This window comes from Niallia tiangongensis (assembly GCF_044704065.1).
Lineage (GTDB): Bacteria > Bacillota > Bacilli > Bacillales > Cytobacillaceae > Niallia > Niallia tiangongensis.
In genome coordinates this window covers 4,691,580-4,707,811 of sequence record NZ_CP162613.1, presented here as the reverse complement: position 1 = coordinate 4,707,811, position 16,232 = coordinate 4,691,580, and the positions used below count along the sequence as shown (strand labels likewise).

The following is a 16,232-nucleotide window of genomic DNA, read 5'->3' as shown; positions in this document are numbered from 1 at the left end:
GAAGTAGAGCAATCTTTATCCCCACAGGCTTTGCCGAGGAGGCTTAGGTTGCTCCCCTGCGCATCGTGTGTCTGTAGCGCAATGGAGCGACTTAGTTTTTACATGTGACTATATTTAAAAACATAGATAACCATCATGAGAAAGTAGCTTTATTTAAGAGCTAAATTAGAGATTATTCGTCTTTACAGATTGGCTATCTAGTTTTGTCCCAGCCTCTCTCTCTATTAATTATCCCAATTCCAAAATCTTACTTCATCAATACGAATTTCTTTAATCCAACTTTCTTTTTTCAATTTTAAAATTTCCTCTGTTGGACCTGTAATAACTACTCCATAGTGGTAAATTCCATGCTCTTCCATATAAGCTATTCGTTTATCTAATTCTAACTTACCAAAATAAAAATTCTCTGCTTTTTTTTCATATTTCTCTAAAAATGTGAGTGTTTTTATAAATTGTTTTTGAAGAATCTTTGAATCCCCTTCAGTATACTCAGGTGAAGATGAGGAGATAGACTCCGTTGAAAGCCAAAAATTCCCTGTTTTTTCGACTGAATCAATAATCATATCATCGTCGTGCCATATTGGTGAATTAGGAAAACCGATTGGATCAATTCCGTAGTCTCCTTTATTCTCTATTCCTGTATCTACTGCAAACCAAATAATTTCTAAATTTCTTTCTTTAAAATAATCAAATACTTGGTCAGTAGTGAATAATTCGGAAAAGGAAAGATAAACAGATGAAACGGTGCCGTTTTTCACTTTTTCTAACCTGTTCCATTCTGATGGTGATGTTTCTTTAGGTAAAAAAGAGAAAACGGGTTGTTGTTGAGAGGTGGTACCTTGTATTTCTTTTTCAGGCATCCCCATCAAGGAGAATAGAAAATTTGTTTTATATTCTCCAACTTTAAATAATTCATCTCCCACTTTTTTCTTCATATCTGTTGTTGCTTCCATTCCAAAATAAGGCTTTGTATTTATGCTCGTTCCACTGAAACTCCCGTATGGATCCGTTACTGTTAATGTTAAATCAATAACATTTCGGTATAAATCACTTCTATCTGGACTACCCCAAGCATAATAAGCAGCTGTAGAGATGGTAGAAATAATGGTGAACAAAATAAATATACCTAATGCCGTAAATGCTGTTTGAAATCTTGCTTTCCATTTTCCCCTTCTTAAAATTCTCTGTTGTTTTTTTTGATTCATTATAGAATTCGGAGCTTGTTTCTGGTTTTCCATTTCAGCTTCCTCGAAAACTTGTAAATATTGTTCGACTTTTTCTAAATCACTTTCAATCTCTTTTGCTTCGGCCTTCGAAAGTTCCCCTTTTTTAAAGGCTTCTAATTTTTTTTTGTATTCCTCACTCATGAACTTTTTGCCCCCTCTGTCTTATTACCTGTCTTCCTCGGAACAGTAGTACTTTAAAGTACGTAGGACTAACGCTCATTACCGATGCTGCTTCTTCGGTTGTTAATTCATGAAAATCAGCTAATAACACCGCCATCCTTTGTTTTTCAGGTAATATTTTGAGAATGTTTATAACTCTTTGGATATCTTCTTTTGCTACGACAATATCCTCTATTCTCTGTGCATGATCCATCTCTCTTTGAAAGAAATCGTGTTCTTTGATTACTAGTCGCTTATTTTTTCGAAAATGGTCGATAAATACATGATAAGCAATAGTAAGTAGCCATGCTTTCACATTTTCACCTTGAAAATTTTCTAGATAGAGATGTGCTCTAAAAAATGTCTCTTGAACTAAATCTTCCGCGGAATGATGATTATGGCAGAGTGAAAGGAGAAAATAATATATATCATTAAAATTGGTTTGATAAATAGTATCTATAGAATCCTTCATCTTCGCCCCCTCTTACTAATAACGAGACCACTGAAAAACTGCAATATAATCATAATTGTTGGTGGCCGACTTTTAAATTCGGGTATTTCATTTGTTTTCCGAGGCGACAGCTCGCTTTCCATGGGGCGAGCGCCGAGCCGCTTCGTCACTGCGTTCCTGCAGGGTCTCGGACTTTCTCGCAGCTCCCATAGGAGTCGAGCTGTCGCCTCTCCAAACCAACTTTATATTCGCATTCAAATAAATAAATACTTATTTAATTTGGAGAAACTATACTTTTTCAGTACCCTCCTAATAACACGGTTAAGTCTACGAAAAGTTACAGTAAATTAACTGAAATGAAAATATTTAATCCAAAATAAAGGAAATACTTTCAAAAAGAAAGAAATCTATAGGAAAAAAAGAAAGAAAGGAATAACTTAAACGATGAAGCAAAGAAAAATAATCATTACTGGGTATGGGACAGTTGCAAAGGAATTTGTCGAGTTATTGGATCGAAAAAAGGAAGATTTTGTAGAAAAATATCACACAGAATTTAAAGTAGTTGGAGTAATCGGTTCTATCGGGATGATTTATGAACCGGATGGCTTAAACCTTTCTGTCTTATATAATTTGCCAAAAGGGTCTCTAGGAATTTCCCAATATGCTAGTATGAAAGATTTAACTGTTGAATCCCCAGCGTTAAAAGGGGATATTCTACTAGAATGCACACCTACCAATCTAGAAACAGGCGGACCTGCCCTTTCTTACATAAAACAAGCACTTGAGTCAAATATGGATATTGTTTCTGTCAGCAAAGGAGCACTTGTCCATTCCTTGCCTGAATTATTAGAAAGGGCAAATGCAAATGGATGCCAAATTAAATATAGTGGGGCAACAGCAGCAGCGCTACCAACAATAGACATTGGAGAATTTAGTTTGGCAGGAAGCAACATTCTATCGATCAAAGGAATTCTAAATGGAACATCCAATTTTATTTTAACAAGTATGTCAGAGGGGAATATAACCTTTGAAGAGGCATTACATCTGGCACAAGAGAAGGGGATTGCAGAGAAAAACCCTGATTTAGATATAAAAGGACTAGACAGTGCTTGCAAAATATTACTGCTGGCAAATGGATTATTTCATACGAAGTTAACATTAGAGGATATTGCAATAGAGGGAATTGAAAAGATTACAAAAGCGGATATGCAGCGGGCAAAGATAAATGGGTGTGAGTGGAAGCTTATTGCATCAGCAAAAAAACAAGGAGACAAGCTTATTCTGCAGGTCAAACCGGAAATTCTTACTCCTGAAAATCCATTGATTCATGTAAAAGGGACAAATAAAGGAATATTGTTTGAAACAGAGGAGATGGGAACGATTTGCTGTGTTGGCGGTGCCTCTCATCCTAAAGGAGCAGCGGCAGCAGCCTTAAAAGATGTGATTAATCTCATTCGCTAATTCATTTTTGTTGGAATTGGTTTAGAAGTGGATTGGAAGAGGTTATAGAATTTTTCTACTTCTGGGCTATCCTTTTTTGATACATGACAATATATGTATCTAGTAGCTCGCTTATTTGGATGGTATGGGGATCATTTAAGCCTTTTTCAACCCCATGTTTAAGCAATTCGGTTTTTAAAAGATCGATTGTGTCCAATAATTCACAAACATTTTCGATATTAATTCGAGAAAGTTCCATTTTTATTGATGCTCCTACCTTTTATAGATTGCTTTTACTATTCTATCAAATTAAATTGGAAATATTAAGTGTTTTTTAAATAAAATTTACAAAAATGTGGGTAGATGGCTTTGATAAAGGCTTGGAGCAATACATGGATGGAAAAACATCGGTATACAAAGAAAAGATCTGGAGGATACGATAATTTTCTAAAGGGTGGCTATCAATCAGTGTAGGTTTTTGCCTCTCTTCTGATTGCAGGGAAACCAAGCGTAAGTTAATGGGCATTTAACACATCTCTTCTTTAAAAGGGAAGTGTCAAATGCCCAGGTTATTAAGGATAGATCATCATATCCTTCCGATTATTTTTCCGAAACAAGGCTAAATAAATATTCAAGGTAGGATTCTAATTCAAATTTATCTTTCTCAATAAAATCAGTCACCGCAGAATTTGTTTGTATTTTCATTGTAATCCTCTCCTTTTGAAATTGATTTTCTTTGATCAGTAGTATTTGTCTATAATATTCCCAAACTATTAAACTTTTATACGTAGTTTGTAAAAAAATTTGGAAAAAATACTTTTTTGGAAAATACCAGAAAGGAGAATTGCTTAAATGAAGGGATGGTACGGGCATCTATATGATGATTTCCCCTTTGCATTATTTTCTATATCCCATCTAACTATGATAGGCATTCTTCTCATTGGGGGAGTTTTGCTTGCAATTTTTCGACATTACATCCAAATGCGAAGCGGTGTTTTTCGGTCTGTAATTTTTGGATTATTACTTGGTTTAGAGGTAATGTACCATTATTGGATGTATAAGGATAGGTTATGGGATGCTGCTTTTATGCTGCCGTTCCATCTTTGTTCCATCAGTTTAATCCTTTGCTTATTGCTTCTAATTACTAAATGGGAGCTTGTATTTCAAGTGGTTTATTTTATCGGGATTATCGGCGCATTAATGGCCGTTATCACACCTGAATTATTTTTAGGTTATCCCCATTTCCGCTATTTCCACTTTTTTATCACGCACATTCTTATTATATGGACTTGTCTGTACTTTGTGCTTGTCCATCAGTATAAACCGACAAAAAAAGGACTAATTCTGTCTTTTCTTTTTTTAAATAGCAGCGCGGCACTAACCTGGATAGTCAATCGTTTAACAGGTGGCAATTATATGTTTTTAGCATATAAGCCAGCAAACAGTTCCCTCTTAGATTATTTAGGGCCATATCCATATTACTTGCTGGTTCTTGAAGTAGTGGCACTTGCTTTGTTTTACCTTTTGCTTCTGCCTTTTCAACTTAGAAGAAAAAGGTAAAGAGGCTGGGACATAAGTATTCCAGCCATAGATAAACCCGAACAACTATACGGTAGTTCCGTGTAATTGTTCGGTTTTATATTGGTTTATAAAAGGCTGTTTCCGTAAAGATGGTGTTATTATCCGCAGCCTGAATACACTTCGCTTTCCATGGGGCGAGCGCCGAGCCGCTTCGTCGCTCACGCTCCTGCAGGGTCTCGGACTTTCTCGCAGCTCCCATAGGAGTCTACGTGTATTCAGGCTGCTCCGTCTTTCCAATTAATTAATTTTTTCTATTTCCATAATAGTTTATAGAAAAACAATCTTTAATAACGAATTAGTTTTTACACTGACTATATTTAAAATCATAAATAACTAGCATGAAAAAATAGCCTTTATTTAAGAGCTAAATTAAGGATGGTTCGTCTTTACAGGTTGCTATTTTGTTTTGTCCCAGCTCTTCTTTTTTAATAATTAACTCGCTCTTTTTTCAAAAGCGCTAAAAATTGTTGCTCGTTAATAATTTCAATCGGCTTTCCTTTTGATTGTAAATCGTAGGCTTTTTTCTCTTTTGAACTAATGCCTTCAGAACCAACAAGCTTTTGATCCTGTACACCTACAACCAAATAATCGGTTTTGCTGCTCACACCACTTTTAATGACACCACCAACGTCTACAACCTGTTGCATAGCATCTTTTCTATCAAGCGAATGCAGGTCTCCAGTAAAGACTAGATTTTTTTGATAGAGTGGATGATTTTCATCAAATGAATCAGTTGATGGCATAATTTCCGATATGGAAATGGAATTGAATTGTTTAACAGGCTTTCTTTTTGAAAAAGTCGTTGCTCTTCCAAAAGTGGTTTGTGGCTTTAATTCAGAAAACAGTTTAATAGGAAGAGTAGGATAAGAAGCACAGTAATTAGTTAACGAATCCTTTTTTCTTGACTCAATACAAGCAATCACAAGCTCCGCGCATGCTCTCGCATCTGAACCTGCATGGTGATGCTCTTCCATCGAGATGCCAAAGTAAGATGTGCGATCCTTTAAAGATTGCCCAACCTTTGCTCCTCTTGTTGCCCGATTACTAATAGGGATACTGCAAATATACGAAAAGTCAGGCTTATCCAATTGATATTTTTCCAGACAGCAATAGAGCACACTCATATCAAACTGCGCATTATGTGCAATGATTGTATGGCTGGAAATGTCCTCTTTTATCATTTCCCATACTTCCGGAAAGCTTTTCGCGTCTTCAACATCCTTTTCTGTTATCCCATGAACCGCTATAAACTTTGGATCAAATGATAGACTTGGAGGTTTCATTAAAAAGTATTGCTCTTTTATAATGGAGTTATTTTCCACATAAGCTAGTCCAATCGAACAAGCACTAGCCATATCAGCATTTGCTATTTCAAAATCGATAGCAATAAAATCCACTGTTTACACGCTCCCTCTTTTTTCTACTAGTATATCATGTTACGACTTTTCCTTCGTTAAATTAGAATAGCTTGGAAAAAGAAGATTATGGAATGGGAGGGATATTATTCTTATATAGTATTGTAATAGAATTGTAATCTATTTTGTATATAGATGTAACCTCATTATCTGAATAATATGAGAAGATAGTTTTGTTGATAGAAGGAAGCCTTGGAACCTAATCTTACGTAAATGAGGTCGCTAGATGAAAAAGGTTATTGTCTTGTCACTCCTGTCATTTGGATTATTTTTTACTGGCATATTTGGCACGAACGAAGCAAGTGCTGCTTCAAAGAAATCAGTCGTTACGGTAGCAAAAAACTATATTGGTACACCTTATAAATATGGAGGAACTACTCCTAAAGGATTTGATTGCTCCGGCTTTGTTGGCTATAGTTATAAAAAAACAGGCAAATCCTTGCCAAGAACAGCTGCAAGTATGTATAAAAAAGGAAAAAAAGTAAAAAAAGCGAACTTAAAACGGGGAGATTTAATCTTCTTTGAAACATATAAAAAAGGTGCATCCCATGTTGGTATATACATAGGAAGTAATAAGTTTATCCATAGTTCCTCTTCAAAAGGAGTAAAAGTGGACAAGCTATCCAACTCTTATTGGAAAACAAAATATTATGGTGCAAAAAGAATTGAACCCTTTCCTTTTGGATGGGTTTTTTTTGTGTATGGATTATATATTATGGCGTTTGGACAATAAAAAGGGACTTTGGATCATAAGCTGTGTAGTTTGGACAATAAAAGAAAGTTTGGATCATAAGCGGGTGAGTTTGGACAATAAAGGGAAGTTTGGATCATAAGCGGGTGAGTTTGGACAATAAAGCAAAAGTTTGGATTATATCCCTCAGATTTTAGACAATAAAAACAAAACTAGCAAACATATCCACAGACTTCACCTTAAAATTTAATAGAATTTACTAAATTAACTGAAAAAAGGCAATCTATTATATTTATTAAAGCTAAAATTTTCTATATGATAGAGAAATAAGCAAAAAAACTAGCAACTTGAAAACAGCTGTGGAGGAAAAAAATGAACGCAACAATGAAATTTGCATTATCGATGGCGATATTTGGTTCGATTGGCTATTTTTCCGCAAAAACGAATTTGCCATCTATTGAATTGGTTTTTATTCGGTGTATTTGTGCCTGTGTGGTGCTAAGTATTGTCTATCTTTTTTCAAGGAGAAAAAAGGAAGCGGTTGAGAAAAAAGAGATTGGCTATAGTATTCTGTGTGGCGTGTTTCTTGTCGTGAACTGGGTATTTTTCTTCCGTTCCTTTGAACATCTGTCTGTAACGGTTGCCGTTTCAATTTATCATTTGGCACCAGTGCTTGTCGTTTTATTAGGCAGCTTTCTTTATCGAGAAAGGATTACGCTTAAATTAATGCTAACGGTTATTATTTGTTTCGTCGGAACTTTATTGGTAGGGGGAATGCAGGATTATCTGTCTATCGATGAGCTTCTGTCTGCTGGATTACCGTGGGCGTTTGGCGCTGCGCTATTTTATGCGTTAACGACATTGACAGGGAAGAAAATTGCTAAGCTAAATCCAATCTTAACCACGATTATTCAAACAGGTGTCGGCATCATTATGCTTGTGCCCTTTGTAAAATGGGATTATTTTAATCATCTAACAGGGGAAAATTGGTTTTATATTTTATTAACAGGAATTATCCATACTGGCTTCGTTTATTATTTATTTTTCAGCAGCTTGCCGAAATTATCTTCTGGATCCATTGCCGTTCTCGTGTTTATCGATCCAGCAGTTGCGATTTTTATGGACATTGTATTAACAGCGTATCGCCCCGATATTTTCCAAATTATCGGCATTGTGCTTATTTTTTGGGGACAAACGCGAGCTGCTTTTAAGCGGAAAATAAGTGAATCGGTGAATTAGGATGTGGAAAAAACTAGTTGATAAGAGGTGTGTGATGAAAGTCCATGAATTAATAGAGAGATTAAAAGAATGTAATCCAGAATCAGAAATAAATGTGTTAATTCCGATTCCTACCCGTCCGACAGGTGGATTAATTGAACAGGTATTTGATGTTATACCTTCCATTAATCAAGATACAAATAAAGTAGTTTATCTAATTGATACAGGGATTGGAGAAGAAGGTCGCTATCACGCTCATAGGAAAAAAGGGGGTGGCTGCTGATATGGAGAAAAAATATGGGAAACACACCATTCATCAAAAGATAGATACGGTAGAAATTTTTAAAGATCCAAGAATGGTTCTGAGAATAAAAAAGGGTAGAGGGGCTGCTAATGAGGTGACAATTGAATTACATAATTCCCTTAATGGCCGCCTAAGTTATGATATACCAGTAGATTTATTAAAGAAGATAGTTTCTGAGATGGAATGAAAACCACCTAATTCAGATTTCAGTGGGGAGAGCATCATAAAAAAAGCATTCTCCAATAGTACAAACTTTGCTATTGGAGAATGCATATGAAGTTAGTTTTAACTTCTTTTCAAACTTTCGGATAATGCAATTCATAAATTGGCTTTTTATAATAAGGTGGTTTCACTGTGGTTTTTGGCATTGACCATTTATGGTTGATATATGTCATGTTAACCGTATCTTTCGATTGTTTCAGTAGCAATAATTTTAGTTTTGGATTAAATTCATACCTCATTTAATACCCCTCCTTCAGTTCCTTCCTTTAACGTATTCATTATTCCTAAAAAGAGAGCGAGTCCGGCTTTTATATAGTAGTTAATTAGGCACCAAATACGCAGAATCACATAGGATAATTTACTACTATTATTGGAGGGGTCAGTATGTCCTTTTATGTGAATGATCCGAGAGATCCGATGTATCAAGTTCCAGAAGCATACTATCAATTATTCGAAACACGAAACCATCAATCGGAACAGCTTATCCGGTTAACCGAAATGCAAGAGCTTTTTGAAGCAAATAAGCAGACGGATCCATATCCGCTATATCCTAATTATGGAAAAGTAACAAAGTATGAGGAAATTTCGCTTAATTTTCCAGAAAATAGACAGCTCCGTCAGCCAGGGTTAGAAAGCTATATGGTTCCAAAGCCAATTATCGAAAATGACCACTACATAGGAAGTGGAAAGCTAAAGGGGAAAGTGGCGTTAATTACTGGGGGAGACAGTGGGATTGGTGCAGCTGCTGCGATTGCCTTTGCAAAAGAAGGTGCAGATGTGGCAATTGCTTATTTAGATGAGCATGAGGATGCGAACCGCACGAAAAAAAGAATCGAAGAATTAGGGCAACGCTGTCTCTTATTACCAGGAGATTTACGAAAAAAAAAGCAATGTATCGACATTGTGGAGAAAACGGTAAGGACGTTTGGGAAGCTGGATATTCTTTGTAACCATGTCGGTATTCAATTTCAACAGGCTAAATTAACGGATATCACAGATGAACAATTTGATGATACATTTAAGGTTAATATTTACTCCCATTTTTACACAACAAGAGCAGCACTCCCACATTTAAAGCCGGGAAGCAGCATTATTAATACGGCTTCTGTTGTTGCGTATGCAGGGGAACCGCTGCTAATTGATTATGTTGCCACAAAAGCAGCAAATGTTGGTTTCACTCGTGCCCTTGCGAGAAGCGTTGTAAAAGATGGAATACGAGTGAATGCAGTAGCACCGGGACGCATTTGGCCGCCGTTAATTCCAGCTAGCTTTTCCTCTGATCAAGTAGCTATTTTCGGTTCTGATAACCCAATGCAAAGAGCAGCACAGCCATTTGAATTGGCTCCAACGTTTGTATATTTAGCTTCCGATGATTCTCGTTTTGTAACAGGGCAAGTCCTCCATGTAAACGGTGGAGAAGTAGTAAGCTCGTAATGATTGGAAGAGGCTGGGACAAAACTAAATAGCCAATCTGTAAAGACGAACAATCTCTAATTTAGCGCTTAAATAAAGGTTCCTTTTATACAATGGTTATTTCTGTTTTAAATATAGTCAGGTGTATAAACTATTTTGTTCCATTGCGCTACAAACACTCGCTTTCCGCGGGGAGGAAGCTGAGCCTCCTCGGCTTCGCCTGTGGGGTCTCAGCCTTTCCTCTATTTCCCGCAGGAGTCGAGTGTTTTCCGCTCCATTCCACTCCGTTATTAAAGGCAATTTCCTAAAAAAATATTGTTTTTTTAATAAAAAATAAATTAGTAGGAGATATGAAGCAGCCTGAATACACGTAGACTCCTGTGGGATTAGCGAGACAGCCTGAGACCCTGCAGGCCAAAGGCAGACCGCGGCTCAGCGCGAGCCCCACGGAAAGCGGAGTGTATTCAGGCTGCGGGTGATCCAACTGAAACAGCTTTTTAAAAAGCTAATTAAAAAGCCAAACAATCATACGAAATTTCGTGTAATTGTTTGGCTTTCACCTGGGCTGGAATACTTATGTCCCAGCCTCTTCCGCTTATTAGCCAAGTAGTTTGATGAATTTTCTTTTTCCCACTTGAATAATTACTTCCTTGCTGATGGAAACGTCTAGATCGGTTTCTTCTACTTTCTCTCCATTAATCCGAACTCCTCCATTTTGAATCATCCTCTTTGCCTCGCTTTTGGAAGTTAATAGATGTAAGTCAACTAGAAGCTGGATGAGCGATTCAGGATTTTTTCCAGTCCAATGGATGGTCGGAATGTCATCTGGTAAGGAGCCTTTTTGAAAAATAGTGATGAATTGCTGCTCCGCTTTTTCGGCGGCTTCTTCTCCATGGTACATCCGGACAATCGTTCTTGCTAAAAGCATTTTCGCATCTCGAGGATGGAGAGTTCCTGCATGTAAATCTTTTTTGATTTGAGCTATTTCAATAGTTTCTAAGTCTGTAATCAGTTCAAAGTATTTGCTCATCAATGGATCAGGGATGGACATTGATTTTCCGTACATTTCAGTTGGACTTTCATCGATGCCGATGTAGTTTTTCTTCGACTTTGACATTTTTTCGACGCCGTCTAACCCTTCTAAAAGAGGCATTAATATCGCAATCTGCTTTTCTTTTCCGAACTTCTCCTGGTAATGGCGACCCATCAGAATATTAAAATGCTGATCTGTTCCGCCAAGCTCAATATCTGCCTCTAACATGACAGAATCATAGCCTTGCATTAACGGGTAAAAGAATTCATGCAAGGAAATCGATTTTCCATAAGCTAATCGCTCTTCAAAATCATCCCGTTCTAGTAAACGAGCAACGGTTATTTTACCAGCGAGTCCAATGACGTCTTCGAAGGAAAGGGAAGAGAGCCATTTAGAGTTGTAATGAAGTTCGACTTTTTCCATGTCCAGGACTTTTCCAAATTGCTCAAAATACGTTTTCGCATTCTCCTTCACTTCTTCATCTGTCAGCTGTTTTCTTGCTGCTGATTTGCCAGTTGGGTCGCCAATTTTTCCGGTAAAGTCACCGATAATCAGTTGAATCGTATGCCCGTTTTCTTGGAATTGGCGCAGTTTATTCAAGACAACTGTATGGCCAAGATGAACATCTGGCGCAGATGGATCAAGGCCGAGCTTTACTTTCAAAGGTGTATTTGTCACAAGGGACTTAGCGATTTTTTCGGCGAGTTCTTCTGTTGGGATGATATCTTGTACGCCTTGACGATAGACATCTAGTTGCCTCTGCATTTCTTTTTCTTGGTCACTCGTTAACTGTTCAATAAATGGACTCATCTTTCTTACTCCTTTCGTTAAATTAATGATAAAAAAACAAAAAACCACGCCCCTAAAAAAGGGACGTGGTTGCTTTTATGCACGTGGTACCACCCTAATTGAAGAATATAGAATATTCCTCCACTCATTATGGGTAACGGCTCATCCGTTCTTTGCTAATCGAAAAAACTCTTTCACAAAGAATGCTCCTGGAGGTAATTCGCGTCTATTTTTGTGTCAATTTGCACCAACCATTGACTCTCTAATAACAGGGAAATAGGCACTACTGTTTCCAATCAAAGCATATATATAAAAAGGCATTATAAACAAATTTTTCTAGTTAGCACTAACTTGATAAAGATACTACCAGATACAATTGGGAAATTCAAGAGACAATTTTATTTTCTTTTGAAAATAATTTATCTGATAACCATCAGTGGAGATGAAGGAAAACCCCACTAATGGAAGTTTCACATTATAGGAGGGTAATCCCTTATTTGTTAATAAACAGCGATAGTTTCAACATTTTTAAGCCATTCGGTTACTTCGCTGCCATCTGGATTGGCAATCCATACATTTCGTTTATTATCGACGAGAGAAGTACCTCTGAACCAAGTAATTTTTTGCACAGATGGATTGAATTTCGGCTGATAGTCACCATAGCCTTTAGCTGGATTCGTTATCTTCTTCTGGCTGTTGCTTTTTGTCAAAATTGCATAAAGAGAGGGGCGCGGTTGTTTCGTTAAATCATTGTTCCATTCGGCCTCTGGAATTCTTGAAACAACAAGGGATTCATTATCGAGCCAATCAAAGTCTAAATCTGCATAATGCTTTGGTGTAAAGGCGCCACTTACTGGCATATCCTTTGTTTTTAATTTTTTATTATTTAACCCGAAAACAAGTCTGCCCCCGCCTTCGATATAGGCAAGTGTATCCTTGGAAGGAGCCCATTTTGGCTTTCCTACCTGCCAAATGATTTCATCTACTACCTCGAATTTTTTTCCGTCGTTTGAGAGAACGCACAGCATATTGCTATCCATCGAAATGCTTGCCGTTGTGGATGCGATAAACGAAATCCATTTGCCACTTGGCGAGAAAGTAAAATCAGAAGCATTTATCGGAATAATTTTGCTGTCCCCGACACCGACCTCTTTTGGAAGGGTGAAAAAGGGTGTACTTGTAGCAGTCTGAATATTTTTATACGGCGATTGAATCGTTTTTTTATAAAGCTTAGCGCTCTTCCAGCCATCCGCTTCTAAATTTCCACTTGTTGATAAAATAAACCCATTACCTTTTGGGAACCATTGATAGGCATCTACACCAAGCTCGATGTTAAAAAAATGGTTGAAATCAGCTACATCAAGGATACGGTGATCGGTAAAAGCTAGAGAATTTTTTTTTGGTGCCCAAGTGGGAGAATAGCCATTATGAAAGAGTTTCTGTTTGTTGTCCTTTTTCACATCGTAAATCCAAATTTCAATTTCTTGCTGATTCTCGTTTAGCTCAGGAGGACCAGTCATTTGATAGGCTAGATATTGTCCGTCATGGGACCATTGGGGCTCGCCAATAACATTCCCTGAGGTTGTAATTTTCTTCTCTTTTTCCTGGAGATAAATCCATAAATTTCCCTCCCTAATAAAGGCTGCCTTTACGTCCTTTAGTGGGGCCGCGAAGCTTGTTGTAATCGGAAAAATAAACAGAAAAATGAGGGTAAAGCAGAGTGTTTTCTTCATGAGATTTTCTCGCTCCTATTATTGAATTGTTATCCATAATATCCTTCTAAAAGACAGGAATATGTACACATCTCTTGACCTTTTTTTCCATATAATTTACTATATAGCTAATATAAAAGAGCAATGAGGAAGAAGAGTAAGCAGTTGAAAGGTTTAAAGAGAGCTGATGGTTGGTGCGAATCAGTACGGATTGATTGCTGAATGGGCTTCGGAGCTACAAGGCTGAACAAATAGTAGGCTGCGCGGAACGTCTTACCGTTAAAAAAGACAAAGTATAAGAAACAGCTTTGTTTCTGTACGGATAAGTGCGTTTATTTTCATAAACGAATAAAGGTGGCACCACGGGTTACTCGTCCTTATTTACAGGATGGGTAGCCCTTTTTGTGTTGCTTTTAAAATAAGCTCTGTTATAAAGAAAATCAACAATGAATAATAACAGAGCCTAAAATAAAAAGGAGGACCAGAAAATGAAAAACATCGTATTAACTGGAATTAAGCCAACTGGCCAGATTCATTTAGGTAATTATATAGGCGCGATTAAGCCTGCTTTAAAGCTAGCGAAAAATAACGAGTATCAGGCAGCCTATTTTATCGCAGATTACCATGGACTAACGAAAATTCATGACCGAGAAGAGTTTCGAACATTAACAAATGGAGTGGCTGCAACATGGTTAGCGCTTGGATTAGATCCTGAAAAAGTTATCTTTTATCGCCAATCCAATGTGCCGGAAATCTTTGAGTTGAACTGGATATTAGCCTGTTTTTCTCCAAAAGGGTTGATGAACCGGGCCCATGCTTATAAAGGAATCATCGACAGCAATAAACAAGCAGGGAAAGATATAGATGATGGTGTAAACATGGGGCTGTTTACGTACCCAATCTTAATGGCTGCTGATATTCTTGCATTCCAGGCAAATATGGTACCCGTCGGCAAAGACCAAATCCAGCATGTGGAAATTGCACGAGATATTGCCGAAAGCTTTAATCATCAATACGGAGAAACCTTTATATTGCCAGAATATATTGTGGACGAAGACACGAGCATTTTACCAGGCTTAGATGGTCGAAAAATGAGCAAAAGCTATCAGAATACGATTCCTCTTTTTGAAGAGCCAGCAAAATTACAGAAGCTGATCAATAAAATCAAGACAGATTCATTGCCTCCAGAAGCACCAAAAGATACAGAGACGTCTATTCTGTTTACTTTGTATAAGGAATTTGCAAGCGTGGAAGAAACTGCCGAGATGCGCAAAAGATACGAAAATGGCATCGGATGGGGAGAAGTCAAAAAAGAATTGTTCTACGTCATGAATCGCTTTTTAGAAGAACCGCGCAAAAAATACAAGGAATTAATGGCAAATCCGGAGCAAATAGATGCCATTCTTGCACAAGGAGCCGAAAAAGCGCGCTCCCGAACCCTGCCATTTTTGGAAGAGGTAAGAAAGCAAATTGGGGTTTCGCGTTGAGAGTAGCTGAGTTGCGGGTAAGAGTGCTTGAGGTGAGTCGCAAGTAAGAGTAGGGAAGTCGCAAGTAAAAGTGGGGAAGTCGCAAGTAAAAGTTGGAGAGTTGCAAGTAAAAGTGGGGGAGTCGCAAGGAAGAGAGGAGAAGTCGCAAGGAAGAGAGGGGGAGTCGCAAGAAAGAGTGGGGGAGTCGCAAGAAAGAGTGGGAAAGTCGCAAGTAAGAGGGGAAGTCGCAAGTAAAAGTTGGAGAGTTGCAAGGAAAAGTGGAGAAGTCGCAAGTAAAAGTGGAGAAGTCGCAAGTAAAAATACCAAAATCAAAAGGAAAGAACGCCTGCTAATCACAATAATCCTATAAAGCTCAAATAAGGGTAAAAAGGGAGCATGAAAGGGCTACTTTCCCTTTTTTCCTACAGATTTTCTGTATGTTTTAAATACAAAAAGACAGGATTATTTATTTTTTGCATAAAATTCCATTTTGAAGTAAATAGTATAGGTAAAAACACTAAGAGGTGAACATAATGGCACATAAAATGGAAGCGTTTCTCGATTACTTTAAGACGAGATTTGATTCGGAACCGAAGCCGCTTCTCCATATTGGGGAAGCAATGGGCTTATGGACATATCATGCTGCGATTGCGGATGAAATTCCTGTATTGGAAATGGCGCTTAATACGACGACAGACAATGTGTTGATCGAATTGATTAATGGAGCCAAAGAATTAGCAACCCAGCAACGCAAGGTTTTAGAGGAATTTATGATAAAAGAAGGAGTCCCTCTTTCCAATTCCGCTGAATCAAAGCCCAAATCGGATCCGAATGCCATCCCTTTAGGAGCAAAATCTACCGATATGGAAATAGCTAACTTACTAGCAGCGAAGGTAACAAGCAATATTGTTATATGTTCGACCAATATTACTCAAAGTGTCCGCAGCGATTTGGGATTAATGTGGTTTCGTTTTCATACAGAGAAAAGCATTTATGGGATGGAGCTTAAAACGAAAATGAGAGAGCATGGATGGATTAAAATGCCGCCAAGTTTCTACCCGCCAGGTGCACCACTGGAGTAATTCACAAATTTTCCGTCCTATGCTATAGTA

Annotated in this window: 17 protein-coding genes and 2 other annotated features; of the genes, 10 read left to right on the top strand and 7 right to left on the bottom strand. The window is 37.6% G+C overall.

Annotated elements, in window-relative coordinates; translation table 11 throughout:
- Nucleotides 1-224 precede the first annotated feature (224 nt).
- Both AB3U99_RS22305 and AB3U99_RS22300 read right to left on the bottom strand, forming a co-directional pair.
- The gene (locus tag AB3U99_RS22305; protein WP_400243954.1) at nucleotides 225-1,367 is read right to left on the bottom strand and encodes an anti-sigma factor; all 1,143 of its coding nucleotides are present in this window, start codon (nucleotides 1,365-1,367) and stop codon (nucleotides 225-227) included.
- Nucleotides 1,360-1,857: a sigma-70 family RNA polymerase sigma factor gene (locus AB3U99_RS22300; RefSeq protein ID WP_400243952.1), complete on the bottom strand. Its 498-nt coding sequence runs from the start codon at nucleotides 1,855-1,857 to the stop codon at nucleotides 1,360-1,362. Before AB3U99_RS22300 ends, AB3U99_RS22305 begins: the two co-directional genes overlap by 8 nt.
- Before the next feature lie 423 nt (nucleotides 1,858-2,280).
- Between AB3U99_RS22300 and AB3U99_RS22295 the strand changes: the two genes are divergently transcribed.
- Nucleotides 2,281-3,297: a homoserine dehydrogenase gene (locus tag AB3U99_RS22295; RefSeq protein WP_400243950.1), complete on the top strand. Its 1,017-nt coding sequence runs from the start codon at nucleotides 2,281-2,283 to the stop codon at nucleotides 3,295-3,297.
- A gap of 55 nt (nucleotides 3,298-3,352) precedes the next feature.
- On the opposite strand, the gene AB3U99_RS22290 is transcribed toward AB3U99_RS22295, so the two are convergent.
- Nucleotides 3,353-3,535, bottom strand: coding sequence for an aspartyl-phosphate phosphatase Spo0E family protein (locus AB3U99_RS22290; RefSeq protein WP_400243948.1), 183 nt, complete (start codon nucleotides 3,533-3,535; stop codon nucleotides 3,353-3,355).
- A gap of 593 nt (nucleotides 3,536-4,128) precedes the next feature.
- On the opposite strand from AB3U99_RS22290, the gene AB3U99_RS22285 reads away from it, so the two are divergent.
- On the top strand, nucleotides 4,129-4,836 hold the full coding sequence (locus tag AB3U99_RS22285; RefSeq protein WP_400243946.1) for a TIGR02206 family membrane protein: 708 nt from the start codon (nucleotides 4,129-4,131) through the stop codon (nucleotides 4,834-4,836).
- Nucleotides 4,837-5,282: 446 nt separating this feature from the next.
- Here the strand turns inward: AB3U99_RS22285 and AB3U99_RS22280 are convergent, their stop codons facing one another.
- A complete protein-coding gene (locus AB3U99_RS22280) occupies nucleotides 5,283-6,254 on the bottom strand; it encodes an exonuclease domain-containing protein (RefSeq protein WP_400243944.1) in 972 nt (323 codons plus the stop codon).
- 244 nt (nucleotides 6,255-6,498) lie between these two features.
- On the opposite strand from AB3U99_RS22280, the gene AB3U99_RS22275 reads away from it, so the two are divergent.
- The 4 genes from AB3U99_RS22275 (at nucleotide 6,499) to AB3U99_RS22260 (ending at nucleotide 8,672) form a co-directional block, all read left to right on the top strand.
- On the top strand, nucleotides 6,499-7,005 hold the full coding sequence (locus AB3U99_RS22275) for a C40 family peptidase (RefSeq protein WP_400243942.1): 507 nt from the start codon (nucleotides 6,499-6,501) through the stop codon (nucleotides 7,003-7,005).
- 330 nt (nucleotides 7,006-7,335) lie between these two features.
- Entirely contained in the window at nucleotides 7,336-8,202 is an 867-nt protein-coding gene (locus AB3U99_RS22270; RefSeq protein WP_400243940.1) for a DMT family transporter, read from the top strand.
- Nucleotides 8,203-8,236: 34 nt separating this feature from the next.
- The gene (locus tag AB3U99_RS22265; RefSeq protein ID WP_400243939.1) at nucleotides 8,237-8,464 is read left to right on the top strand and encodes a hypothetical protein; all 228 of its coding nucleotides are present in this window, start codon (nucleotides 8,237-8,239) and stop codon (nucleotides 8,462-8,464) included.
- Between the two features lies 1 nt (nucleotide 8,465).
- Nucleotides 8,466-8,672: a hypothetical protein gene (locus AB3U99_RS22260; protein ID WP_400243937.1), complete on the top strand. Its 207-nt coding sequence runs from the start codon at nucleotides 8,466-8,468 to the stop codon at nucleotides 8,670-8,672.
- A gap of 109 nt (nucleotides 8,673-8,781) precedes the next feature.
- Here AB3U99_RS22260 and AB3U99_RS22255 read toward each other — a convergent pair whose 3' ends face one another.
- Entirely contained in the window at nucleotides 8,782-8,946 is a 165-nt protein-coding gene (locus AB3U99_RS22255) for a hypothetical protein (RefSeq protein WP_400243935.1), read from the bottom strand.
- Nucleotides 8,947-9,205: 259 nt separating this feature from the next.
- Here AB3U99_RS22255 and AB3U99_RS22250 point away from each other — a divergent pair, with 259 nt between their 5' ends.
- The gene (locus tag AB3U99_RS22250; protein ID WP_400248156.1) at nucleotides 9,206-10,141 is read left to right on the top strand and encodes an SDR family oxidoreductase; all 936 of its coding nucleotides are present in this window, start codon (nucleotides 9,206-9,208) and stop codon (nucleotides 10,139-10,141) included.
- Nucleotides 10,142-10,718: 577 nt separating this feature from the next.
- Here the strand turns inward: AB3U99_RS22250 and tyrS are convergent.
- Both tyrS and AB3U99_RS22240 read right to left on the bottom strand, forming a co-directional pair.
- Nucleotides 10,719-11,963 carry a tyrosine--tRNA ligase gene (tyrS, locus tag AB3U99_RS22245; protein ID WP_400243933.1) on the bottom strand — a complete coding sequence of 415 codons (1,245 nt, stop codon included), beginning with the start codon at nucleotides 11,961-11,963 and terminating at the stop codon, nucleotides 10,719-10,721.
- A gap of 56 nt (nucleotides 11,964-12,019) precedes the next feature.
- Nucleotides 12,020-12,251, bottom strand: a binding site (T-box leader).
- A gap of 191 nt (nucleotides 12,252-12,442) precedes the next feature.
- Nucleotides 12,443-13,675, bottom strand: a complete 1,233-nt coding sequence (locus AB3U99_RS22240) for a hypothetical protein (RefSeq protein ID WP_400243931.1) — start codon at nucleotides 13,673-13,675, stop codon at nucleotides 12,443-12,445.
- Between the two features lie 114 nt (nucleotides 13,676-13,789).
- Nucleotides 13,790-14,036, top strand: a binding site (T-box leader).
- A gap of 106 nt (nucleotides 14,037-14,142) precedes the next feature.
- On the opposite strand from AB3U99_RS22240, the gene AB3U99_RS22235 reads away from it, so the two are divergent.
- From AB3U99_RS22235 to AB3U99_RS22225, 3 genes are all read left to right on the top strand, one after another.
- On the top strand, nucleotides 14,143-15,141 hold the full coding sequence (locus tag AB3U99_RS22235) for a tryptophan--tRNA ligase (protein ID WP_400243929.1): 999 nt from the start codon (nucleotides 14,143-14,145) through the stop codon (nucleotides 15,139-15,141).
- A gap of 70 nt (nucleotides 15,142-15,211) precedes the next feature.
- Nucleotides 15,212-15,490, top strand: a complete 279-nt coding sequence (locus AB3U99_RS22230; protein WP_400243927.1) for a hypothetical protein — start codon at nucleotides 15,212-15,214, stop codon at nucleotides 15,488-15,490.
- A gap of 163 nt (nucleotides 15,491-15,653) precedes the next feature.
- Nucleotides 15,654-16,202 (top strand): DUF3231 family protein, encoded by a 549-nt coding sequence (locus tag AB3U99_RS22225; protein WP_400243925.1) that lies wholly within the window; start codon nucleotides 15,654-15,656, stop codon nucleotides 16,200-16,202.
- The last annotated feature ends 30 nt before the right edge of the window (nucleotides 16,203-16,232 follow it).